18 protein-coding genes, 2 tRNA genes and 1 pseudogene are annotated in these 25212 nt (G+C 38.0%); all 21 read right to left on the bottom strand.

The window, feature by feature from the left end; all coding sequences use genetic code 11:
• Positions 1-21: 21 nt before the first annotated feature.
• A complete protein-coding gene (locus AXF17_RS06125) occupies positions 22-2100 on the bottom strand; it encodes a ribonuclease J (RefSeq protein ID WP_237049020.1) in 2079 nt (692 codons plus the stop codon).
• A gap of 21 nt (positions 2101-2121) precedes the next feature.
• Positions 2122-4614, bottom strand: a complete 2493-nt coding sequence (leuS, locus tag AXF17_RS06130) for a leucine--tRNA ligase (protein ID WP_330398472.1) — start codon at positions 4612-4614, stop codon at positions 2122-2124.
• Positions 4615-4618: 4 nt separating this feature from the next.
• On the bottom strand, positions 4619-4963 hold the full coding sequence (rsfS, locus tag AXF17_RS06135; protein ID WP_094234263.1) for a ribosome silencing factor: 345 nt from the start codon (positions 4961-4963) through the stop codon (positions 4619-4621).
• Positions 4960-5547 (bottom strand): bis(5'-nucleosyl)-tetraphosphatase (symmetrical) YqeK, encoded by a 588-nt coding sequence (gene yqeK, locus AXF17_RS06140; protein WP_094234264.1) that lies wholly within the window; start codon positions 5545-5547, stop codon positions 4960-4962. The genes rsfS and yqeK overlap by 4 nt, the downstream gene beginning before the upstream one ends.
• Positions 5528-6130 carry a nicotinate (nicotinamide) nucleotide adenylyltransferase gene (gene nadD, locus AXF17_RS06145; protein WP_094234265.1) on the bottom strand — a complete coding sequence of 201 codons (603 nt, stop codon included), beginning with the start codon at positions 6128-6130 and terminating at the stop codon, positions 5528-5530. The genes yqeK and nadD overlap by 20 nt, the downstream gene beginning before the upstream one ends.
• 71 nt (positions 6131-6201) lie before the next feature.
• Entirely contained in the window at positions 6202-7974 is a 1773-nt protein-coding gene (gene aspS / locus AXF17_RS06150) for an aspartate--tRNA ligase (RefSeq protein ID WP_094234266.1), read from the bottom strand.
• A 1-nt stretch (position 7975) separates the two neighbouring features.
• Positions 7976-9229 carry a histidine--tRNA ligase gene (gene hisS / locus AXF17_RS06155; RefSeq protein WP_094234267.1) on the bottom strand — a complete coding sequence of 418 codons (1254 nt, stop codon included), beginning with the start codon at positions 9227-9229 and terminating at the stop codon, positions 7976-7978.
• A 21-nt stretch (positions 9230-9250) separates the two neighbouring features.
• Positions 9251-10630 carry a coproporphyrinogen dehydrogenase HemZ gene (hemZ, locus tag AXF17_RS06160; protein WP_094234268.1) on the bottom strand — a complete coding sequence of 460 codons (1380 nt, stop codon included), beginning with the start codon at positions 10628-10630 and terminating at the stop codon, positions 9251-9253.
• The gene (locus AXF17_RS06165; RefSeq protein WP_094234269.1) at positions 10623-11246 is read right to left on the bottom strand and encodes an MBL fold metallo-hydrolase; all 624 of its coding nucleotides are present in this window, start codon (positions 11244-11246) and stop codon (positions 10623-10625) included. Before AXF17_RS06165 ends, hemZ begins: the two co-directional genes overlap by 8 nt.
• Positions 11246-13423, bottom strand: a complete 2178-nt coding sequence (locus tag AXF17_RS06170; protein ID WP_094234754.1) for a RelA/SpoT family protein — start codon at positions 13421-13423, stop codon at positions 11246-11248. Before AXF17_RS06170 ends, AXF17_RS06165 begins: the two co-directional genes overlap by 1 nt.
• A gap of 55 nt (positions 13424-13478) precedes the next feature.
• Positions 13479-15752 (bottom strand): protein translocase subunit SecD, encoded by a 2274-nt coding sequence (secD, locus tag AXF17_RS06175; RefSeq protein WP_094234270.1) that lies wholly within the window; start codon positions 15750-15752, stop codon positions 13479-13481.
• Between the two features lie 234 nt (positions 15753-15986).
• A complete protein-coding gene (yajC, locus tag AXF17_RS06180) occupies positions 15987-16403 on the bottom strand; it encodes a preprotein translocase subunit YajC (protein WP_094234271.1) in 417 nt (138 codons plus the stop codon).
• A 47-nt stretch (positions 16404-16450) separates the two neighbouring features.
• Positions 16451-16537, bottom strand: a tRNA-Leu gene (locus AXF17_RS06185).
• 27 nt (positions 16538-16564) lie between these two features.
• Positions 16565-16646: transfer RNA gene (locus AXF17_RS06190), tRNA-Leu, on the bottom strand.
• A 147-nt stretch (positions 16647-16793) separates the two neighbouring features.
• Positions 16794-17513, bottom strand: coding sequence for a hypothetical protein (locus AXF17_RS06195; RefSeq protein WP_094234272.1), 720 nt, complete (start codon positions 17511-17513; stop codon positions 16794-16796).
• The gene (locus tag AXF17_RS06200; protein ID WP_169711327.1) at positions 17513-18892 is read right to left on the bottom strand and encodes a Mur ligase family protein; all 1380 of its coding nucleotides are present in this window, start codon (positions 18890-18892) and stop codon (positions 17513-17515) included. The genes AXF17_RS06195 and AXF17_RS06200 overlap by 1 nt, the downstream gene beginning before the upstream one ends.
• Positions 18893-18946: 54 nt before the next feature.
• The gene (locus AXF17_RS06205) at positions 18947-19981 is read right to left on the bottom strand and encodes a sugar-transfer associated ATP-grasp domain-containing protein (protein ID WP_094234274.1); all 1035 of its coding nucleotides are present in this window, start codon (positions 19979-19981) and stop codon (positions 18947-18949) included.
• Between the two features lie 59 nt (positions 19982-20040).
• Entirely contained in the window at positions 20041-20640 is a 600-nt protein-coding gene (gene coaE / locus AXF17_RS06210; protein ID WP_094234275.1) for a dephospho-CoA kinase, read from the bottom strand.
• Between the two features lie 13 nt (positions 20641-20653).
• Positions 20654-23260, bottom strand: a complete 2607-nt coding sequence (polA, locus tag AXF17_RS06215; RefSeq protein ID WP_094234276.1) for a DNA polymerase I — start codon at positions 23258-23260, stop codon at positions 20654-20656.
• Positions 23261-23286: 26 nt separating this feature from the next.
• A complete protein-coding gene (locus tag AXF17_RS06220; RefSeq protein ID WP_094234277.1) occupies positions 23287-24606 on the bottom strand; it encodes a P1 family peptidase in 1320 nt (439 codons plus the stop codon).
• A 325-nt stretch (positions 24607-24931) separates the two neighbouring features.
• Positions 24932-25212 (bottom strand): annotated as a pseudogene (gene tnpA / locus AXF17_RS06225) (IS200/IS605 family transposase); the annotation flags it as partial.

Consider the following 25212-nt stretch of genomic DNA (forward strand, 5'->3'; position numbering starts at 1 on the left):
CTCCTGAAACCAAAGCGTTCATTAAATATCCATTATCACCGGTAGAATTACTGGACTTCTGCGTGTTTTCTTGTAAATGAAGCCCCTCATATCATCCTTGATAATATTCTTTAAAGCGTTAATATCCTTTGAACCTATGTTATTCCATTTATCGATTGACTCGTATACAACTTCAGTAGCTTCGTTTATAAGAGGTATATTCTCTTTTACATAGATAAAGCCACGTGTTATTAGCTCAGGTCTAGCTGCCAGTAGTCCTGAATTACTATCAATCGAAACAGCTATAACAATTAGTCCTGATTCAGAGAGCTGCTTTCTATCACGGAGTACGACATTACCAACGTCTCCTATACCGTAACCATCAACGAGTATATCTTCTGCTGAAGCCTGTTCCGGTTCTACCTTAGCTTGCTTACCAGTAATGCGAAGAGCATCACCATTATTCATTACAAAGATGTTACCTCTATCCATACCCATAGATTCGGCTAGTTCAGCATGCTCCCTTAGGTGACGGTATTCACCGTGGGCTGGAATAAAGAATCTCGGTCTAACGAGTGAATGAATCAACTTCAGTTCTTCTTTACATGCGTGTCCAGATACATGGATATCAACAAAATCTGACAAGAAGACGTTAACTTTTTTCTCGTAAAGCTTGTTAACTATGTTCGTTACAGCCTTTGCATTACCAGGTATTGGCGACGATGAGAAAACAACGGTATCTCCAGACTTAAGTTTAACTGTCCTGTGCGAGTCATTGGCCATTCGTGTCAGTGCAGACATTGGTTCACCCTGACTACCAGTAGTAATAATTGTTATATTAGCATCGGGTATGTTTCCAATCTTTCGGATATCAACGAAAGCGGATTCCGGAACATCAAGATATCCGAGCTCTCTAGCAAGTGTTGATACGTTTTCCATTGAACGTCCTGAAATTGCAATTTTACGTCTGTGCTTTATAGAAGCTTCCATAAAATATTTTATTCTATAGATATTAGACGAAAACGTTGCAATAATTAGACGCTTGTCTGTCTTCGAAAAAATCTCGTTCATTGAATCTACAACGACTTTTTCAGATGGAGTGTATCCTGGTCGAAGAACATTCGTACTGTCGCATAGAAGAACGTCTACTCCCTCTTGTCCTAGCTGTGCAAACTTCGCAAGATCAATTCTTTTCCCATCTAAAGGCGAGAAATCCACTTTAAAATCACCAGTATGAACGAGGTGACCACCAGGACATTTTATAGAGTAAGCCATAGCATCAGCAATGCTGTGGTTTGTATGAATCGCCTCTATCTTAAATACACCAACGTTGAAAGTCTCACCAGCTTCTATCACATGCTCTTTCATCGATAATCCGTGTTCTTTTAACTTATTACGTATAAGCCCCATAGCAAGTGGTGGAGCGTATACTGGAGTACTAATCTCCTTTAGTAGGAATGGTACTCCTCCAATATGGTCTTCGTGTCCGTGTGTGATGATGAGCCCCTTAATCTTCTCCATGTTCTCTTTGAGATAGGTGAAATCAGGGATTACTACATCTATACCGAACATCTCATCCTCAGGGAAAGAAAATCCGCAATCGATGATCAAGATATCGTCTTTATACTCCACAAGAGTTATATTCTTGCCGATTTCCTTTAGACCACCAAGTGGCATAACGCGCATTGTTTCAAGTGGAGCCTTAGGTCTTCTCTGCTGGTTATTGTTCTTCTGATTAATACCAGATTTATTCTTTTTGTAAGCATTTTTAGTGCTCATTTTAATATTTTGTTTCTGGTTAATACTCTGCTTAGCTGTATTCTTATTTAAATTTCTATTGTAAGAATTCTTACTATTAATATTTTTGCTAGTGCTATTACTATTCTTGGTATTGTTCTTATTCTTACTGCTATTCTCAGACCTACTTGTAGAATAATTCTTTGCGTCTCGGCTTATGCGAGAATTTATCCCTTTTGCTCTGGAACGAGAATTGTCACTTACTCTAAAATTGTTGTTACGTGGCGATTTTTCAACGCCACGATTATCAATAAATTTTTTTCTTGTTTCAGATGAATTTGAATTATCCGACCTCTGGAACTTCTTATTGTTTCTGTTTTCCATTCTCATATTTATCCCCAGAGCCTACTTAACAACAAAATTGACAAGCTTGCCAGGAATTACAATAGCTTTTACGATATTTTTATCTCCTACTGTCTCCTGAACCTTTTCGCTGCTTCTTGCTGCTTTTTCAAGTTCATCCTTTGATGTGTCTTTTGACATAGTTAGCTTATCTTTGAGTTTACCATTTACCTGCACTATAATCTCAACTTCGTCGAGTACTAGAGCAGATGCATCATATTCTGGCCATAGTGCCTTATAAACACGGGATTCCTCGCCGAGATTTGACCACAATTCTTCACAGATATGCGGTGTAAATGGACTTAAAATCAAAACCGTACTCTTGATAGCTCTGTCAATAAGCGGCATATTAACGTTCTTAATCTGCTTATACTTGTATATTTCATTTACAAGTTCCATAACTGAACTGATAGCAGTATTGAAGCTAAATCTGCCACCTACATCATCAGAAACCTTCTTGATAGTCTTGTTTAGCTGATAATTAAGTGCCTTATCCTCCGAACTAGAAGCGACTATATCTCCCCTTACAGCTTCAACATCTCTGATGTCAGTTACATAGTCGTAAACTAGTCTATATACTCTGTTAAGAAATCTATAGCTTCCCTCTACACCTGCATCTGACCAATCCAGTTCTTTCTCAGGTGGAGCTGCAAACAAGATAAATAGTCTAGCCGTATCTGCACCGTACTTCTTCTGAATCTCTTCAGGACTTACAACATTACCAATGGACTTACTCATCTTAGCACCATCCTTAATAACCATACCCTGTGTTAGAAGGTTCTTGAATGGCTCTCTAGCCGATACATATCCTAGATCGGCTAGCACCTTTTGGAAGAATCTTGAATAGAGAAGATGAAGAATTGCGTGTTCAACTCCACCGATATACTGGTCAACGTTCATCCAGTAATCAACCTTCTTCTTTTCAAAAGGCATATCTTCGTTGTGTGGATCACAGTATCTGAGGAAGTACCATGAAGAGTCTACAAAAGTATCCATTGTATCGATTTCTCTTCTTGCAGGCTTTCCGCAGCATGGACAAGTTGTTTCTATAAATGTGTAACTTGTGGCAATCGGAGATTCTCCTTTTCCTGTAAATTCAATATCCGTTGGAAGTTTAACTGGAAGATTCTCTTCTTTTTCAGGAACCCAACCGCACTCTTTGCAGTAAATCATAGGAATTGGGCAGCCCCAATATCTCTGTCTCGAAATTAGCCAATCTCTAAGCTTGTAGTTTACTGATTTCTTGCCTATACCCTTTTCTTCAACATACTCAATAACCTTAGGAATTGACTTTAGATTATCTAGTCCACTAAATTCTTCAGAATTGATGAGCTTGCCTTCTGCTGGAGCAGCTTCCTTAAGATTATTTAAATCGATTTCAGGATCTCCAACATCTACTACAGGAATGATGTCTAGACCAAATTTCTTTGCAAACTCAAAGTCCCTCTGATCATGAGCAGGAACAGCCATTACAGCACCAGTTCCATAATCCATCATTACATAATCAGAAATATAGATTGGAATTTTCTTTCCATTAAACGGATTCACACAGTAGTGACCGATGAAAACACCAGTCTTCTCCTTAGTTAGCGAAATTCTCTCAATCTCACTCTTATGAGCACATTCAGCAACGTATTCATTAGTTGTTTCTTCATATTCAGTATCTTTGGTTAACTCTGCTACATAAGGATGCTCAGGAGCCATGACCATGAATGTAACACCATAAACAGTATCGCATCTTGTCGTATATACCTCTAGCGACTTATCGGTTCCGTCGATATCAAATCTGATTTCTGCACCAGTTGATTTGCCAATCCAGTTCTTCTGCATCAGTTTAACTTTATTTGGCCAACCATCAAGTGTGTCAAGGTCTTCTAAAAGTGTATCAGCATAGTCCGTAATCTTTAGATACCACTGCGATAGATATTTCTTAGTTACTGGAGTGTGGCAACGCTCACAAGCACCTTCTACTACCTGCTCATTAGCGAGTACCGTCTGGCACGAAGGACACCAATTTACAGGGTTTTCCTTTTTATAAGCAAGTCCCTTCTTATGGAACTGAATAAATAACCACTGCATCCAGCGATAGTAATCTTCCTTACAAGTAGCAACTTCTCTATCCCAGTCATAGCTGAAGCCTAGAACTGAAAGCTGTTTGCGCATCTCAGCAATGTTGCTATCTGTCCAAATTGCAGGATGTATGCCGTTCTTAATGGCAGCATTTTCAGCTGGAAGTCCAAATGAATCCCAACCCATAGGATGAAGAACGTTAAAACCCTTCATCTTCTTGAATCTTGCAATGGCATCACCGATGGAATAGTTACGCACATGTCCCATATGCAATTTTCCAGACGGATAAGGGAACATCTCTAATGTGTAGTACTTTTCTTTAGTCTCATCATCAAGTGTTCTAAATGCATCTTCATCTGCCCAAACCTTTTGCCACTTAGATTCAATTTCTCCAAAATTGTATTTTTCATTCATGCTTTTACCCATTCCTTTACTCTTCAATGAATACTATTTCGCAATCACTCCAGATTTTATCTAGGGTGTATTTGTCTCTAGTTTCTGCTGTAAACAGATTGATAATGATATCTCCATAGTCTGCAAGAATCCAGCCTGATCCTTGAATTCCTTCGACATTCTTCTGTTCTAGGCCTAGCTCCGCAGCTTTTACTGAAGCAAAGTCAAGAAGCGCGTTGAGCTGTCTCTCTGAACCAGCAGTAGCGTTGATAAAAAAGTCTGCAAAAGAAGACTTTTCAGCAATGTTAATAACCGTAATATCACGAGCTTTCTTCTCTGATAGAACTCTAGCTATTTCAATTGCGTTGTTCTGCATTGTCATAATGTACCCTTCCTTTCGGTAATTTTATCAAGAATGAAGCGCTTAGCTTCGTATGTATCGTTGTCAACTGGAACACCTCTCTTACCGAGTAGCTCGATGCTGTAATCGATAATCTCAAGGCATGCCTTGTCTAAATCTCGTTTAGCTAGTTCTCGTAGCTCTGGTGCTTCGGCGTAAGTTCTATTAATCTCAATCGCATCAGCTACATATACTATCTCTTCCAGTAGACTCATTCCATATCTTCCTGCTGTATGAGATGAAACTGCCATAAGAATTTCTGTATCGTTAATTCCAAAATCCTTTTGCAGCATCGCGGCACCGACTTTTGAATGAGCCAGTTCAGGCGTGTTAATGAACTTTAAATCAACGCCATACATTCTTATCAAACGGTTCATAGTCTCGCATGTATAACACTTTGCAATATCATGTACAAGTCCAGCAAACCTTGCTTTTTGAGCGTTGGCACCATGTATTGTTGCTAACTCACCTGCCATTTCTACAACACCAAGTGAGTGTATGTATCTACGTGGCTTTAATGCGCGTTTTAGATATGCATCAAGCTCCCTAGTCTTTGTATAATCCATTACTAATAATATATTCCTCTACACTATCTGCGACTAGACCAGCTAATGATTGTCCTTTTTTACAAAGCTCTCGTATACGAGATGATGAACAGTCGAAAGGTGGCATATGCAGCAAGTGAATATCAGCACCATAAGCTGTGCGGTATTCAGAGATTTTCTGCTCTCCTAACTGATTGTCAGTTCCAGGTCTTACAGCCGTTATGAGTGAAAACTCTTTTAATATATCTGTACCCTTATACCACGTATCAATTGTTACGACAGAATCATAGCCCAGCACGAAATATAGATGTGCATCATATATAGACGAAAGTTCTTTCAGTGCATCATAAGTATATGATATTCCATGCTTATCAATTTCATATCTAGTCATCTCAAGTCTTGGATTGTGCTGTATTGAAAGTTCAATCATCTTGCATCGATGCTCGGCTAAAGATATCTTAGCATTTAGCTTAAATGGCGAGATTGTATTTGGCATAAAAACTAGCTTCTCTAGCCTGAGCTCTTCAAGGGCTGTTTCGGCTAATTTAATATGTGCGAGATGAATTGGATCGAATGTACCGCCAAAAATCGCTATCTTTTTCATATAGTAGTTCCTATAAATGTTAAAGATATCAACACGTGAAATAATCACATGCCAATACTGATTTATTAATCTTATTCAAGCTCAGCAGTAACTTTTAAACCTAATTCATCAAGCTGAACTTTATCTGCTCTACCTGGTGCTTCTGATACTGGGCATTCAGCATTAGCATTCTTAGGGAATGCAATAACTTCTCTTATGCTGTTTTCACCGAGTAACAGCATTACCATTCTGTCTAATCCATAAGCAAGTCCAGCATGAGGTGGAGCACCGTATTTAAATGCTTCAATAAAGAATCCGAATTTTTCCATTCTTTCTTCCTCACCGAGGCCAAGAACTTGGAACATTCTATCCTGAAGCTCTCTGTCGTGAATTCTGATAGATCCACCACCAAGCTCAACTCCGTTAAGTACGATGTCATAAGCATCTGCATTTAGTGATAGAATATCACCATCGAGCTTATCTAACTCATCGAGTTTAGGCTGTGTAAATGGATGATGCATCGCCTTGAGATTGCCCTCGTCATCCTGTTCAAACATTGGAAAATCAACAACCCACAGGAAGTTAAACTTGTTGTCGTCGAGAAGTCCCAAGATGCCTGCAATCTTTCTTCTGAGCCATCCGAGCGTGTCGAATACAACCTTCGGCTGGGCAGAAACTATAAAGATAATATCTCCTACCTTTGAACCACATCGTTCAGCAACCTTAGTCAGCTCATCATCTGTAAGGAACTTGTTCGCTGAAGAAGCAAATCCACTTTCTTCAACTTTAATCCATAGCAATCCCTTAACGCCGTAATGCTTAGCTTCTTCTGTAAGTTTATCAATCTTCTTACGAGAGAACTCGGCAGCACCACCAGGAACTGAGATTCCTCGAATATCACCACCTTCTGCAAGTGCATCCTGGAATACTTTAAATTCGCTTTCTGCAAAAATATCATTTAGTTTGTTAAGCTCAATATCGAATCTTGTATCAGGTTTGTCGGAACCGTAGCGCTCCATAGCTTCTTTGTAAGTAAGTCTTGGGAACGGAGTTTTTATATCGATTCCTTTAAGCTCCTTCATAACGCGCTTTAGAAGACCCTCCTGCATGTTTATAACATCATCAGAATCAGCAAATGACATCTCAAGGTCTATCTGAGTGAACTCGGGCTGTCTATCAGCACGAAGATCCTCATCTCTGAAGCATTTTACAATCTGAAAATACCTATCCGTACCAGAAACCATGAGCAGCTGTTTAAACATCTGAGGTGACTGAGGTAGTGCATAGAAAAAACCCTGATTAACCCTACTTGGAACTAGATAGTCTCGAGCGCCTTCCGGTGTTGGCTTAATGAGCATAGGTGTCTCTACTTCGGTGAACTCGTTTTCATCGAAATAATCGCGTACAAGCTTAGTGAGCTTATGACGGAACGTAATATTTCGCTGCATCTTGTTCTTGCGAAGATCAAGATAGCGATACTTAAGACGAAGATTTTCATCAACATTATCGTCATCCTTAATATAAATTGGAGGAGTATCTGCCTCTGAATATATCACAAGATCATTTGCAAATACCTCAATTGCTCCGGTTGGGATATTGTAGTTCTTTGAAGATCTTTCTTTTACAACACCGGTAACCCCTATTACATATTCTGACCTAAGAGACTTCGCCTTCTCAAGAAGCTCCTCAGGTATATCTTCATTAAAAGTAATCTGTGTAATTCCGGATTTATCTCTGATGTCGACAAACACAAGACCACCAAGGCTTCTTGCCTTAGCAACCCAGCCGTTTAGGACAACATTCTTATCCACATCTTCTAGTCTTAGCTCTCCGCACATGTGTGTTCTTTTCAGTAATGTAGACATCTTATTTTTCAATCTCCTTAGTTAAATCACTGGCATTAATTTCTTTTTGCTCTCCACTCTTCATATCCTTAAGAGTGACAACACCCCTCTCTATCTCGTCATCTCCAATAACCACAGAATATCTAGCAGCAAGTTTATTAGCGTATTTCATCTGTCCTTTAAGATTTCTGTTTAGTGTATCGATTGCTACTGCGATACCGTTTACTCTAAGATTATGAGCTAGTCCAAGAGCATATAGTCTGGCTTTATCACCAATAAATGAGATAGATATGTCTGGAACATTTGGATCATCGAAAATAATATCGTTATGTCCCATGAGGAGGAGTAATCTCTCTTTTCCTAGTCCAAATCCTACTCCAGGAATAGATGGTCCGCCTATTTCTTCTACCAAATGGTCATATCTACCACCGCCACAGATAGTTCCTTGAGCACCTATCTTAGTTGTCACAAATTCAAATGCTGTCTTAGTGTAGTAGTCAAGTCCACGTACTATTCTTGGATCAACTGTATAACTAATACCCATAGCATCGAGATTAGCTTTGAGCGATTCAAAAGCAGCCTTACAGTCGCTACATAGATAATCGAGCATATACGGTGCATCTGCAGCAATCTCCTGGTCATGATGATCTTTGCTATCTATAATGCGCATTGGGTTAGCTTCGAAACGCTCCTTGCTTATATCAGATAGATCTTCATAATATGGCCTTAGATAATCCTGAAGTGCTTTTCTATAAACTGGTCTACATTCACGGCAGCCTACACTGTTAATGTGTAGTTCAACGTCTTCAATTCCAACTTTTCTGATGAAATCAGATGCAAGAGCAATAACCTCGGCATCAGCCATCATATCGGGAGTTCCAAAGTTCTCTACTCCAAACTGATGAAATTCACGAAGTCTACCAGCTTGCGGTCTCTCGTATCTGAAGCATGGTGTATCGTAATAATATTTAGTAGGCTGCATTTCAGCGTAATCGTGACTTTCAATAAATGCTCTTACTGCAGGAGATGTCCCTTCTGGCTTTAAAGTAATGCTGCGATGTCCAAGGTCCTCAAATGTATACATTTCCTTTTGAACTATATCTGTAGTCTCACCGACACCTCTACTAAAAAGTTCAGTACTTTCAAACATGGGTGTCCTTACTTCTCCAAAACCGTAACGACGGCAAAGTTCGTAAAACTCTCTTTCGATATATTGCATTTTATACGAATCCTTCGGCATTAAATCCTTGGTTCCTTTTGGGGCTTTAATAGCCATAATCTCCTCCTAAATGTAAATTTAATCGAAATACTTGTGTTTTCTAGCAAGTATATTATCGATTCTATCTACGTACATTCTGTAATCATTTATGTTCGGTACTCGTTCTAACCGGTTTTCAGCTGGATAATATCTCTTACCTATTGCCCCTGCTCCGAGTCCTATAATAGTCTGTAACTCTTCCATAATCCTAATGTTATATAGGGAATGCAGTCCTGGTTTACACCACCCGGTATTTTCAAACGATCCCATCTGGTGTTTTTGTCTATAAACGTAGTAAGGCACAAATCCAGATTCGTGAAGTATGTTAGCTGCAGTACTAAGCATCTTTTCAACCTCACGAACACCTCTTAAATAGTATTCAGGGTCTTCGTTTTTAAGCTTAGACCCTCTCTTTACCGATAATGTATGCACGGTAATATTATTTGCACCTATATCAATTAATTCATGTATTGTATTTTCAACGTCCATAGTTGTTTCACCGGGAAGACAGGCGATAACATCAGAGTTTATAACTTCAAAATCATACTCACACGCCATTCTGAAAGCTGCTCTTATATCGTTACTGGAATGAGATCTTCCAATCCTTTTTAGCGTTTCATCATTCATAGATTGAGGATTGATGCTAATACGATTTACACCAGCTGATTTAATAACTTCTAATCTATCTTCGTCAATAGTGTCAGGTCTACCTGCCTCCACGGTAGTCTCGATATCTTTGAACTTAATATCAAATGAATGCTCAAGCTTATTAAAAAGCTCTTTGAGTTCTTTACCGTTTAAAGAAGTCGGAGTCCCACCACCGAAGTAAACACTCTCAATATTCTTATCACTTTTTCTGAATAGCTTACCGCACTCATAAATTTCTTTATGAAGTTCAGGAAGATACTTTTCGATAGATTTATCTCGAGCTAACTCAGATCCGAATGAACAGTATGAACAGATGCTAGGGCAAAACGGAATGCTCGTATATATTGCCCAGTTTTTATCATTTGCAGACGGAACGTTTGAGGTCTGATAACTGAGGATCTCATAAATAAGTTCTCTCTTGTTATCAGATACAAGATAGATATCAGCAAGTCCTCTATCCACACCTTCTAAATCAAATCCTTTAAGATAAAAATTCATCGCTGGTTTTAGCGGTTTAACACCAGTTAGTGTCCCCCAGTCTGGTGATTTTCCGGTAATATCAGATAAATCTTTGAACATCTCACGCTTGATAATATCTCTATCTTGCGTGAAATTTGCATTGAAAACTAGACTGTGCTCTCCTAGTGCAAGGTTTGCCGCATTGGATATAATGATAGGAATTACTTCGTATTCTCCATCTGCAAAAAACTCTCTAGCAAGTTCTGAGTAGTGGTGTTCGTTTTCTATTCCATTAACATAAAGTCTATACAAAAGGATTTTCCCTCATCTCTGATTCAATAGTTGTTGAATGACCGTGTCCTGGATAAACGACAATGCTCCCGTCAAGATTGAATAACTTATTCTGAATTGATTCCTTAAGCTGTCCCCAATTTCCACCATAAAGGTCTGTTCTACCTACGCTCCTCAGAAATAACGTGTCTCCGCTAAAAAGGTTTCCATCAGCAAGGATGCACATTCCACCCTTTGTGTGCCCTGGCGTTGTGATGAACTTAAGAGGTGTTTCACCTAATTTAAGCTCTTCATCATCTGCTACATAAATGTCTGCTTCAATGGCAACTTCATCACCCATATACTGAATCGAACCATTAATTGACGAGTTAGTTATCATCTCTTGCTCATCAAAATTTGCAACTAATTTAACATCATTATAATTAGCTTTATACTCATTAAGAGCAGCGATATGATCCCAATGAGCGTGAGTGAGAATGATATAAAGAAGATTTTTTTTATCTCCTATAAACTCTTCTATTGATGCGTTAAAACATCCAGGATCAATTACAGCACAAAGTCCAGTATTTTCATCCTTTATGACATATGTATTTTCGCCTATTGGAGCACATTCTATTCTCTTAATTTTAATACTCATTATGACCTAGCCCTATATACCTCTGAAATCCCCGGTACATTTCTAAGAGCGATTAATAGTCGCTGCATCTGATGTGTATCCGAGATTGATACTGTTAGCGTACATGTAACGTTATTATCTTCGACAGGTCTCATGTTCACACCAGAAAGTTTTATATCTAAATCCTCACAAACTTTTGATATATCGCTAAATAGGCCTTTCCTATCCTGTCCTGATACAAGAACATCAGCATAATATGTCTGACCTAGTTTAGGTGTTTCCCATTCAACCTGTATTAGTCTATCCTTTTCTGCGTTTGGCAAACTCAAGATATTGGTACAGTCCTTTCTATGAACTGTGATACCACGGCCTTTAGTGATAAAGCCGATGATGTCATCGCCTGGTACAGGATTACAACATCTTGCAACCTTAATCAATAGATTGTCCAAGCCTTTGACAATTATGCCAGGTGTACCAGAGTTCGACTCTCTTTTGATTGGTTTTTTCCTGATTATCTCTTCTGCTTTTTTCTCTTCCTTGTGAGTGTCTTCAATATAATAATCGATAAGCCTTTGACCCAGTTTAACCTGTGCGGCTCCACCACCGGAAATTGAAGCATATAGCTCGTTGATATTGTTCATACCGAAGTCTTTGACAGCCTTTAGAAGATATGAGTTCTTAACAACAAGTGTGGGATTGTAACCTTTCTTCTTTATGTAGTTGGTAATATTGTTCTTCCCTTTTTCAACTACATTGGTTCTGTCAGCTTTACGTAGCCAATTTCTTATCTTGTTTTTAGCTTGAGAACTTTTAGCAATATTAAGCCAATCCATACTTGGCCCAGTTGAGTTAGCCGAAGTGATAATTTCAACGATATCACCAGTATTTAATTTATAGTCAATGGTGACCATCTTGCCGTTGACCTTAGCACCAACACATCTAACTCCGACATCTGTATGAATTTTAAATGCAAAGTCAATCGGAGTGGATTGAGCTGGAAGCTCAACAACATCACCGTGTGGTGTAAATACGAACACTTGGTGATCAAACAAATCAACCTTTAAAGTCTCGAGAAACTCAAGTGAATCATCAGTTTCTTTCTGCCATTCTAGAGCCTGTCTTAACCATGCAAGCTTCTGTTCATCTTCATCCTGTGTGCCAATAACCTTGCCTTCTTTGTACTTCCAATGCGCAGCTATACCATACTCGGCAATGCGGTGCATTTCCTTGGTGCGGATCTGGATTTCAAACGGATTACCGTTCTTATCCAGAACAGTGCTATGAATCGACTGATACATATTGGGTTTAGGCATCGCTATATAATCTTTAAATCTGCCTGGTATAGGTGTCCATTTTGTATGGACTAACCCAAGTGCTGCATAGCAATCTTTAACACTGTCAACGATGACTCTGATAGCTGTTAAGTCAAAAATTTCATCCAGTTGTTTCTTCTGGATTACCATTTTTTTATAAATGCTATATAGATGCTTTGAGCGACCCATAACCTCGCATTCTATATTTGCATTATCAAGGGCATCTTTAATTTCAGAAATAAGGTGTTGTATAACACTCTCTCTGCTTTCTCGTCTCTGGCTTACTTTACTAGACAACTCCTTGAATTCATTTGGATGAAGGTACATAAGAGCTAAATCTTCCAGCTCGAATTTGATGCTGTAAATACCGAGTCTTCCCGCGAGCGGTGCATAAATTTCAAGTGTCTCAAGAGCTTTTTCTTCGCGCTTCTTAGTCGGCATATACTCGAGTGTTCTCATGTTATGAAGTCTATCGGCAAGTTTAATGATCAGTACTCTGATGTCTTTAGACATAGCCAAAAACATCTTACGGAAATTCTCGGCCTGAAGTTCCTCTTTAGAATCATATTTGATATTACCAAGTTTAGTAACTCCATCTACAAGAAGTGCAATCTCCTCACCGAAATCATCGACAAGCTCTTCACGAGTGTACGCGGTATCCTCAACTACATCGTGCATTAGTCCAGCGACGATAGTTTCAGTATCCATTCCAAAATTTGCCAATATAAAGGTTACAGCAATAGGATGAATGATATATGGTTCTCCACTCTTTCTTCGCTGCCCTTCGTGCAAAGTATTAGCAATTTCAAACGCCTTAACCACAAGTGGTGAATTGTACTTGTGGTTAAGACTTTCAAGCTTAGCTATAAATTCTTCAGTTGTCATAACTATAGCTTCTGACTGCAAATTGATGCCTCCAATAAAATGAATATATTCTCGGTTATTTTATAATACCGTCATTCTCGCGTTTAGCTCGCTCAATTCTCTTGCGCTGCTTCTCGTTCTGCTCGATTTGTTTTGCGTACTTAGACATGCTCTGTCTACGCATTGATTCATAAAGCAGCGGGCTGCACAGAAAAATTGATGAATATGTTCCTACTAATACACCGATAATAAGCGGAATTAAGAACTGTCTAATCTCAGATGAAACAAGCATAAACAACGGAATCATAACAACTATAGTTGTTATAGATGTCATTATCGATCTTGAAAGCGTTTGATTAATACTGTCGTTGATTAAACTAACGACCTCTTTGCGCTTATAGAACTTCGTGTTCTCACGGATTCTGTCAAATACTACAATCGTATCATTAATTGAGTAACCTACTACTGTCAGGATGCCCGCTATAAATGGATTGTTGATTGTAAATCCAAATATTGCATAAATCGCAAGTGTCACTAGTACGTCGTGCCCAAGTCCTCCCACAGCCGCTAGACCGTAGTTCCAATTTTTAAATCTGAATCGAATATATATGAGCATGCAGAACGTCGCTATGAGAATCGACTTGACTGCATTTCGTCTGAGTTCCTTACCAACTGTAGGGCCGAACTCTTCAGATGACAGAACTGCGTCCTTCTTTAACTTATATTTAGAATCGATTGTATTAATGACTTCCTGTCTCTGGTCAGCCTTTAGAGCTTTAATAGTTCTGATTACAATCTGATTATTCTTTTCACCAGCATACACAATCTGAGGATTTAGCTTATGCTTTGCAATGGTTTCCTTAACTTCTTCGATATTGACCTTCTTGCCCATGTCGAGCTGGATAGTTGTACCACCAGTAAAATCAATTCCGTAATTAAAACCTTTAAATCCTGCGCATACAACTCCTATAATAATTACACAGAGTGAAAGTGCGTAGAATTTTTTGCGGTTTCCAATAAAGTCGAATTGATGTTTTAACTTGAACTTAGGTGAACCGTCTTCATTTACACCGAAATACTTATTCTGACCGAATTTTTTGCTATCAGCAAGCAACGTAACGTATAGCTGAGTAATGATTACAGCTGTAAAAATACTGCAGATTGTACCTAGCATGAGTGTAAGAGCAAAACCCTTAACTGCAGTGGTACCGATTAAATACAAAACAATTGAAGCAATCAGAGTAGTTGTCTGCGAGTCAACAACTGTTGAAAGTGCAGATTTAAATCCTGTATCAACTGACGCTCTAATAGATTTACCTTTTGCAATTTCTTCTCTAATTCTAGTAAAGATAATTACGTTAGAGTCAACTGCCATACCGATGGACAAGATTATACCAGCGATACCCGGTAGCGTAAGAACCGCCCCGAGAGCAACCATAATCACTAGAACGATGAGGACGTACAGTGAAAGCGCAAGGTCTGCAATAAAGCCAAGCAATCCATAAGTAACAAGCATCAATAAGAATACAATAGCAAGACCTATAATACCTGCTTTTACAGACTTAACTAAAGCGTTAGCTCCTATTGTTGCTGTCTCCACAGAAGAGTTAACTTCCGTGAGTGTTGCTGGTAGAGCTCCACCTCTGATAAGTGAAGATGTCTGTGAAGCTTCTTCTTTTGAGAATCCACCCTGTCTAGTAATTTCGCAACTTCTATTGTTAATTACATTCTTCGCTCTAGGAGCTGAGATAACTTTATTATCTAGCATGATAATAATCGACTGTGCGTCAAATGAACTTCCGTCGGAATTCTTTAAGGTTGACGTTACAGTGCCTTGCGAAGTCTTCTCAGTGGCTTTTGCAAATTTCTGTGAGCCTGCTGATGTAAAGTCAATGGTTATTTTATACCCGCCATTACTTGAATCAGTGCTAAATGACGCGTCCTTGATATCATTACCACTCATGATCTGAGTACCATCAGCTAATAAGAATCTAAGCTGTGCAGTTTTACCAATCTGCTTGATAGCAGTATCAGCATCATCTACACCTGGCATCTCAACACGAACCTTGTTTGTTCCCTCAACAGAAACTGTAGCCTCAGAAATACCCATTGCATTAACACGATTTTCTAGAACTGATTTAGTCTGATCCATCAGTTTGGTAAGATCAGATCCTTTTGCGTTGGTGTCTGCTTGAAGTAATACATACACACCGCCGTTAATATCAAGACCATACTTGAGCTGTTTATTAATGCTCTTAATTGGCCCAGCACCTTTGATAGCTACTGCCCAACCGATAATGATAATAACTGTCACTAACGTTGCTAAAAACTTTTTTGTTCCAGTTTTCATAATTATGAATTGCCCTTCCTTCGTTCGTTTTCTCTTGAGGACACACGCCCCCATTTATCAAATAATACTTCAGAATATTTTACATTATATGCGCGATTTCTTCAAGTGATAAATCCATTGATAAATAGCGATTTTGAGCATTTTCCAAAATAAAGTTAGATAAGTCTTATTTTGTCGTAAAAATTCCCAATAACTTATATAAAATAAAAAAAGCGTGCACTTAGCACGCCTTTTTTATTCAGCATCCTTTTTAGTTTCTTCCTTGCTGTCTGATTTCTTAGCTCCAAGCTTCTTAGGAGTAACCTTTTTAGATCTATTGGTACGAGTTTCTTCAGTCGCTTCAGCCTTAACATCAGACTCTTTATCGTCTTTATTTTCAGCTTCTTGCTTACCAACTACGCTACCTACTGCAGATTTTATAATCTCCATCTTAGTCTTGCCAGAACCTGTTTCGATTAGAATACGATCGTCCTTGATTCTTACAATCTTACCAACGATACCACCGATAGTAACAATGTTATCACCAGGCTTAAGAGCAGCTCTCATGCTTGTAACTTCCTTGTCACGCTTTCTCTGTGGTCTAATCAGCATAAAGTAGATAAGCGGTATAAATACCAGTATTAACACAATGTTGTATAAACCTGTCTTCATCTTAACACCTCCAATATTTTCGTTAAAGTAAAAATTGAAAATATGATTGGTGCCGGCGATGGGGGTCGAACCCATACGGTATTACTACCACGGGATTTTGAATCCCGCGCGTCTGCCAATTCCACCACGCCGGCAAAAATCTAATTTTTTTGTAAAAAAAATGGTGTGGCTGACTGGACTCGAACCAGCACGGTCTCCCACATGCCCCTCAAGCATGCGCGTCTGCCATTCCGCCACAGCCACACGACTATTTAAATATACAGAATAATAGCGTAAAATGCAAGCAAAATATAAAAAAACTTAAAATGAACAAATATAATAAGCCCTTAATGTAGCTGATTATAAAAAACTATTATATCGGCTATACTCATCATTCCTTCAAGTAGAAATTTAATAATAAAAACCAGTCTTTTCATCTGAATACTGTTTTAATCTTAATTCATATGCGGCTTTTGCAGTTTCATAATACGCAGGTTTAAAATTATCATTTCCTAGTTCTTTAATAAACGCAATAGCAAAATCAGGATTAAGAATAAGTAAAGGTCCGAGAAGATATGTGCCCATAAAGTTTTTATAATGGATTCCTTCTCTTTGTTCAGTCTTGTTAAATCCTGTCCCCCTAACTGTTTCAAATAAAGGTTCTATTCGAGCATCGTAAAAGCTATGACCAAACTGACTCTTAAACCCAACAACTTTAATTTCATTATAAAGACCAACGTAAAGGGAATTAAATCGTTTAGCTAGAATATCTCTTTCAGTGTGATACTCAAAGAAATCAAGGCAGTCGACTTTTTCACCAGTCTTATCAATTATGTATTTACCAAAAACCTCAACAGCGTTACCAGTTATTAAAAAATGCTGTCCACGTTCTATAGCAAATTTGAATTCATCAGCATAAGAACTTGCATTTTCAATAAACAGTTGCTGCCCGCGTTCGGTCATAGTTCCCCTATATACGAAAGCAACTTTCCCTTCATCCAAAAATTGAGGTCGCTCACCAAGATGAGTTTCAATGACTTCAATATCTGAACACGATTCTTTCAGATAATTGATATTGGCAGAATCTCCATATAAATTACTAAGTTCTGGATAGAGCATTTCGATAATCATTATCTTACCTTCTCAATTCTTTTTAAATATTCTTCTAGTTTTTTTCTAACCTTGCGTGCGGGAGAAAGCGGATCCGTTCCATATAAAAGATAAATTGTTTCACCTTCTATAAACTTTAACTCGTCAACACAATCAAGAGCATCACTTACATACTTAATCTTCTCTTCAGGAATTCCAGCGGTTAGAAGTCTGAGCTTAAAATCTAAGCCTCTAGATCCTGTTGTGACAATAGTCTTTATCCTATCATCAGCAAGCAGCTCAAAATCAGCATCGTAGAGCCAGCACATATTCTCAGACCATGTAGCATCATCTTGGAAATTATTATTAAATAAAAGGAGCTCTTTATCACCAGGCTGTGCTTCGATATACTCGAAAACCCTTGAACTAGCATATGCATTTCTATCCTTACAAAGAACCGCGCTTAACTTGATTCTACCAGCCACAAATTCTTTAAGCCTCTCTTTTGTAATGCTTACACGACTAACTGCAGCTTTAATATCATCTAAAGAATATCTAAGTTCACTGAGCACCGTAATTAGCGTTAATTCATTATAAATATTGAAAGTGCCGTTATTAAAAAGATTGAATTTACAGTTCTCACCTTTTAAAACTATATTCATAGTCATCTCTTTAATATTTACATTTGTCGCTAGATAGTCTGCTTCGTGAGATTTAAAGTCACAATTTGGACAATATGCACGACCGATGTTACTGTATCTATTTCTGTTGTACTTTAGTTTAGAATTACACACCGGGCAAATTGGACAGTCATCGATAAGATTCGTACAATTATCTTTGTCACTATCAAGTGCATCAATACCAAAAAACACTCTTTCATTGTCAGGGCACAGCTGTGATGAGATAAGATCATCCGCATTTAAGATTAAACGTGTTGATTTATCAATATGTGCTTCAAGTACAGACTTCATATAGTCTGGGTGTGCATTCCTCATAATAGAATCACGCGATAAGTTGGTAACAACAAGGTAATCTACATGTACAAAAGGAAATATTCTTCTGGACGAAAGTTCATCAATTTCAAATATAGCAGTTCCAAATCTCTGCTTTCCTATCAAGTTAACGCTCGTAATGAGAGATGTTGTAATTCCGGTAATCGTATTAGAACCTGCAGAATTATTTAGTACCCTTTCACCAAGAACAGTAAGCGAGTCATTTAGGAGATTGGAACATGTAGTCTTACCATTAGTTCCAGTCACACCAATTATTTTATTAGGTAGTTCAATATACTTAAGAAAATCAGGACATATTTTGATAGCAACAATTCCAGGAAAGTTGGTGCCATTATGTCTAGTTATCTTTAGTGCAATTATAGATATTTTTGCTATTAAAAGAGCGCAGAAAAAGCGCAATTTACCCATTTGATACTGTCGACCTTTCATAATTAATATTTTTAAAATGGAATGATTATAAATTTATTTATATAACTCATCCTTAAAGCTTGGAACTATTTTTAGAAGATCAGGAATAACTCCAATTCTACTTGGATTCTGATCCGGCAATTGCATATAGTCATAAGCAGTATAATTATTACCCTCTACAATTTTAGGCCCTTTATTTGTGATAGCAACGTCCCATCCAACGTATCTCATCTCAGGAACAACCATGGCGGCCTTAAGAATCATTTCAGAAGCTTCTTTGAACATAGGTACTTCATATTCAGTCAAATCGTATCCTGTATCAGGATGCTTTGTATATATTAGATCTGTATCTGTGTTGCCACTATGGAATGGAAAATGAATGACGCCAGTTTCCAAATCTATAGGGGCATGGATTCCATGAACATCGATAAAACGACCATTTACACCGAACTTCTGTGCGGCAAAGAATAAATGAGGCTTCTTATCGTCACCTATTATGGTAAACATCCTCATCGTATTAAGCGCAGGTTTATAGACTTCACGAATTTTATCGTGATTAATCATATATTCCTCAACTACACCGAAGTTCTTTTCCTTTATGTAGTCATAAAAAGCTTTAGCATCAGCAAAGTCTGACATACGAATGACTTCTGCACCTTTACCACATGCGAGATCGAGCATCTTTGCAAAACCAACTTCGTTATCGTTATAAAAGCGTGTCGCTTCCTCAAGATTGCAATTTAGGGCATCAAGAAAATCTCTAGCGATAAACTCACTAAACACCTCATCAAACTTATTCTTGTTATCGAAAATTTTAGCTTTTTCGGGATCGTTTAGAAATGCAACTAGCTTCTTACTACGCATACGCGTAATATATGTATCACGCATTGTATCATCGAGCTCATAAAAGTGATATGTGATGTAATCATAATAACCACTACCAAAACGGCGGTAACAGTGATAGATGTCCTTGATTATACTAGCCTTACTCCTGCCGCATCTTTTATTAATCTCAGTAGCTACTTCGTTGAGTTTAGAAAAACGTGCCCCAGAAAGTACCCTAAGTTTATAACGTAAATTTGCACTCATAACTCTACCTCGCATAAATTAAGACATGTTATTTTATCACAAATATTATTTTCTCTCAATTAAGTCCCAAGTTTATATTTCTCTAAAAGTGCATCAACTTCAATCTTTAAATCATTCACTGTCGAGTTATTATCAATGATATCAGTTGCAAGAGCACCTTTTTCTTCATCGTTTAACTGTGAATCGATAATTCTGATGATGGTCTCGATGGCGAGACCATCTCGTTCAGAAACTCTTTTAACCCTTGTGCTTTCATCTGATACAACAAGCCAAACTGCATCATAATCGTCCTGCATTCCATATTCAAATAACAATGGAGCCGCAACAAATACAACATCTTTACCGGAGCGCTCATAGTCTCTTAATATACGATTAATAGCTTTAATGACCGATTTTGTAACTATTTCTTCAAATTGACGCTTATACTTACTGTTACCGAAAATAAGTGTGCGAATATAATCACGATATAAGCCATTTTCAATAGATGCTGCATCTGGTCCAAACACCTCGATAATACGTTCTATAGCACATCCTCCTGGACCAGTCATCTCACGTGATATGACATCTGCGTCTATAATCGTGAAACCAAGATATTCAAGATAATTCGTTATGACAGTTTTTCCTGATCCTATTCCGCCAGTGATTGCAATTCTCATCATATACTGCCAGCCTTTACTTTAAATCATACCAGGTTTTGCCAGTGTGCATATCACAAACTAGTTTCACCTTAAGCTCAAAAGCATTTTCCATATTACGTTTAAGCAATTCTTTAACAATATCTATCTCATCATTATCGGCCTCAATGATCAGTTCGTCATGTATCTGGAGAACTAGCTTAGATTTTAAATTTCTATCTTTGATTTCTCTATAAACCTTATTCATTGCAAGCTTAATAATATCGGCAGCACTGCCCTGAATCGGTGTATTCATAGCCAGCCTATTGGCAAACTGTCTGTCCATAAACTTACGAGAAGCAAACTCAGGAATCTGTCTAATGCGACCCAATAAAGTTTTTACTGAATAGTCACGCTCTCCAACTTTTATCTGTTCATCCAAATAAGTTTTTACTGCCTCATGCTTTGCAAAGTAATCGTCGATATACCGCTGAGCCTCAGCTCTTGATATCATCAGCTCTTCACTTAGACCAAATCCACTCATTCCGTAGATGACCCCGAAGTTAACAGATTTTGCCCTAGAGCGCTCTATCGGTGTTACCTGTTCTAGCGGCACATTAAATACTCTGGATGCTGTTATACGATGAATATCTTCGTTGTTATTAAAAGCATTTATAAGAGCTTCGTCACCACTTAGAGCAGCTAAAATTCTTAATTCAATCTGAGAGTAATCTGCACCGATGAAAGTATGATTATCATCGCTAGTCACAAAAGCTTTTCTGATATTACGGCCATATTCATCACGAATTGGAATATTCTGAAGATTTGGCTCAGTACAGCTGATACGACCAGTAGCCGCAACCGTCTGATTGAAGTGTGGATGTATTTTGCCGTCATCTGCGATAAGTGAAATTAATCCATCTATGTATGTGCTCTTAAGCTTCGTGGCTTTTCTATATTCAAGAATTTCACCAACTATAGGTTGTTCATCTCGGAGTTTTTCAAGCACATCAACTGATGTGGAATATCCATTTTTTTTCTTGCTACGCGAAGGATAAGGTATATCCATATCCTCAAATAGTACGACTCCTAGCTGTTTAGGTGACTTAATATTGAATGTCTGCCCTGCTTTCTCATAAATTGATTTCTCTAGTTCAGAAATTCTCGCATCGAGTTCAATACCAACCGCATTGAGCACAGTTTTATCAACTTTCATGCCTGAAAACTCCATGTCCGCCATAGTTTCTATAAGCGGCAATTCACAGTCTTCAAACACTCTTGTCAGCTCGTTATCATCGATTACTTTCTTCTGACCTTCATAAACTTTAAGAATATATAGAAGATTCACAAGTTCATCAGAAGATTCTTCAAATGTAACATCGGTATACTTGACAAGCATCTTTTCGATTGTATACTTGCTCCTATTAGGATCAATCAGATATTCAGCAACAAATGTGTCATGCTTGATGTGTATATCCCTAATATCATATCGCAGAAGAGAATAGATAAAAGGTTTAAGATCAAAGCCCACATACTTATACCCTTGTTCTATTAATAAGGCTAATGCAGAAGATGCATTGAGCGGAGATAGCTCCAGCTTAGTGAACAACTTTCTGTCAGCGGACAAGAGTGAAATGTTACTTAATTCAGGAACACTATTGTGATTATCATCTCCTTCGAAGGATACAACTACTTCACTGCCTGAATTAACCTTATCGTAGAACTTAGCTGGCTCTATTATCCTATATTTCATACTTTCATATGAAATGCTCGCACCTGATTTTTGAATCTCACTTGAAGCTTCATCGCTTTCAGTATTGAGCTTCTTAATCAAACTATTAAATTCAAGAGTTCTATAAACCTTAAGAAGCGCATCATAATCAGGCTGTATTAGCTTTAAATCTTCAAAATTATAATCTAGCGGTACATCGCGCATTATAGTAGCAAGTGATTTTGAAAGCTTAGCCATCTCAATGTTCTCTCGGATATTTTCTCCAAGCTTTCCTTTAATAATATCAGCGTTTTCTATAACACCCTCAATCGTTCCAAACTCCTTAAGTAGAGCAATACCCTTCTTTTCACCAACACCAGGAACACCAGGTATATTATCAGACTTATCACCCATAAGACCTTTTAAATCAATAAATTGTTGAGGAGTTAGAGAATATCTATCCATCATCGCAGCTTCATCGTACATTTCGAATTCTGTCATGCCCTTTTTATTAATAACGACTTTTGTATTCTCATCTACAAGCTGCAGTTCATCCTTATCACCTGTTATGACAATGGATTCTATTCCTTGTCTTGAGGCTTCAGCAGTAATAGTACCAATCAAATCATCCGCCTCGTATGTTTCCTTCTCAAAAACAGAAATGTTCATCGCTTCAAGAATATCGTGCATGAGAGGAATCTGGGACAGAAGCTCAATTGGCGTCTGTTGTCTTCCGGCCTTATATTCTTCATACTGTTTATGTCTAAATGTCTTGGCTTTCATGTCAAAGCATACTGCAGCATAGTCAGGTGTATAATCAGCTAAAATTTTATTAAGCATATTGATAAAGGCGTACACACCATGCGTGTACACCCCTTCTTTAGTCATCATTGGTCTCATGGCAAAGTAAGCCCTAAACAGCAAACTATTACCATCAATTATTACTAGTCTCATTGATTGTTTCCTCTTACAAATATGGACTATTTGCTAATGATAGAACGCGATGCCTTAAGTCCGTAAGCATCAGTTGCAGCAAGTGCACCGTCAATAACGCTATATTGCATTATATCTGTAGCTAGCGCGGCAAAAGCATCAAAGTTAACCTCTACCTGGTTTGTGGTCATGACAAAAATAGCATCTCCATCAAGAGTTCCATGAACAGGCTTTATTGCTCTTGCAAATCCGTCATGTAATATTGATGCAAGTTTATTTGCCTGCGTCTTAGTAAGTTTTGCGTTTGTGATTAAGCATGATAGAGTTGTGTTGAACGGGACATCGTAGCCCATTTCTTCAACCGGAATAGTTTCGTATTCAGACTCATCTTCTACAGTAGCTACACCATGAACAGCGTTGTGACTTTCTAAGTTATTTTCTAATTCAGCACGTAGTTCTTCAATTTTTGATTCAATTTCATCAATTTCAGATTTATCGACATCATTAGTTCTGGAAACAACCGAAGTTTGAGTATTAGTTTCCTGTGCATTTGACACAGGCTCACGTTCCTCTACACTAACATCATAATGCTGATTATCATCTGCAAGATCAACAACTTCAGCATCGTCAAGCTTGACAGTTGTGTTAACTTCATTATTCTTAAAAGGGTCTCTGATATCTGGTGCTTCAGGGCCGCCCTCTCCATGTACGTGATTTTTCATCACAGAAATAGAGCCTTTGATATAATCCTTTTCCTTGCTCAGAAGTCCAGCGATTATATTATTGTTGCCATTGTAAACATCACCAAAGGCATTAACCGCGGTAATTGCACCAACCTCAAGAATTCCGTCAGAGCATGCAAAGGTTCCGAGTGATGATTTCATCGCTCTTTCCATGCCATAGAACTTACCAACAGATGCACCCGTGCCTGCTCCATAATTACCATGATCAAAAATACCGTCATAGGCATTGATACAAGCTTGAACACCCATTTCACAATCAGGTCTTAAATCGCCAGAACCTACTTCTAAATCGTATAGAGAGGCCTGTGTAACAATCGGGATATTGCGTTCTCCGACTTTGAAACCAACACCTTTATCCTCAAGGTATTTCATAACACCAGAACCGGACTCAAGTCCAAATGCACTTCCACCGCTAAGGACTACGGCATTAATTGCCTGAACAGTATTTTCTGATTTTAGCAGATCCGTCTCTCTTGTCGCTGGACCTCCGCCCCTTATGTCTACACCAGCAACAGCTCCTTGCTCAGATATTATTACAGTACAACCAGTACCGGCACTTTGATTCTCGGCATTACCTAGTTTAAAGCCATTAATTTCCTTTACGTCAATTTTCTTAAAGCCCATTCTCTGATACCTTTCGCTTTATTTCTTACTTGTATACACGACAAATTAACACGAATATTTTATTTACATCAATTCAACATATTATAGCATGTAATAACAGTCATTTAAACAAAATTCAACCAAGTGTCAGATGCGTAATTGGATAGCCTCATGGGAAGTCATTATGTCATTTGCGAAGGGACAAAGAGGTCTTCCATACATTTTTTGTCTTAACCTTTTATTGCATTAATGCAATAACTGATATAGTAAGCATCTAGTTTCCGATCATATTTCAAATAGTTAGACATATATCAAAAATCTTCTAATTTTGTTGTTACTTACTATATACATGATATCCTCGACACCAGAAATGTCTATTTCCGTACCTGTATTTTAAATTTGCAAATTTATCGAATATCATAAGTGAACTTTTTCCCTTTGAATATCCGACTATTTGCGACACAGAATACTTTGGCGGTATTTCTACAAGCATATGTATATGGTCAGGGCATAGCTCAGTCTCAACAATGTTGATACCTTTTCTTTGGCATAGGATTCTTATCATCTTTCCTATTTCCACTTGGTACTTCCCATATATTTCTTTTCTTCTATACTTCGGTGCAAATA

This window comes from Mogibacterium pumilum (genome assembly GCF_002243385.1).
GTDB classification, from domain to species: domain Bacteria; phylum Bacillota; class Clostridia; order Peptostreptococcales; family Anaerovoracaceae; genus Mogibacterium; species Mogibacterium pumilum.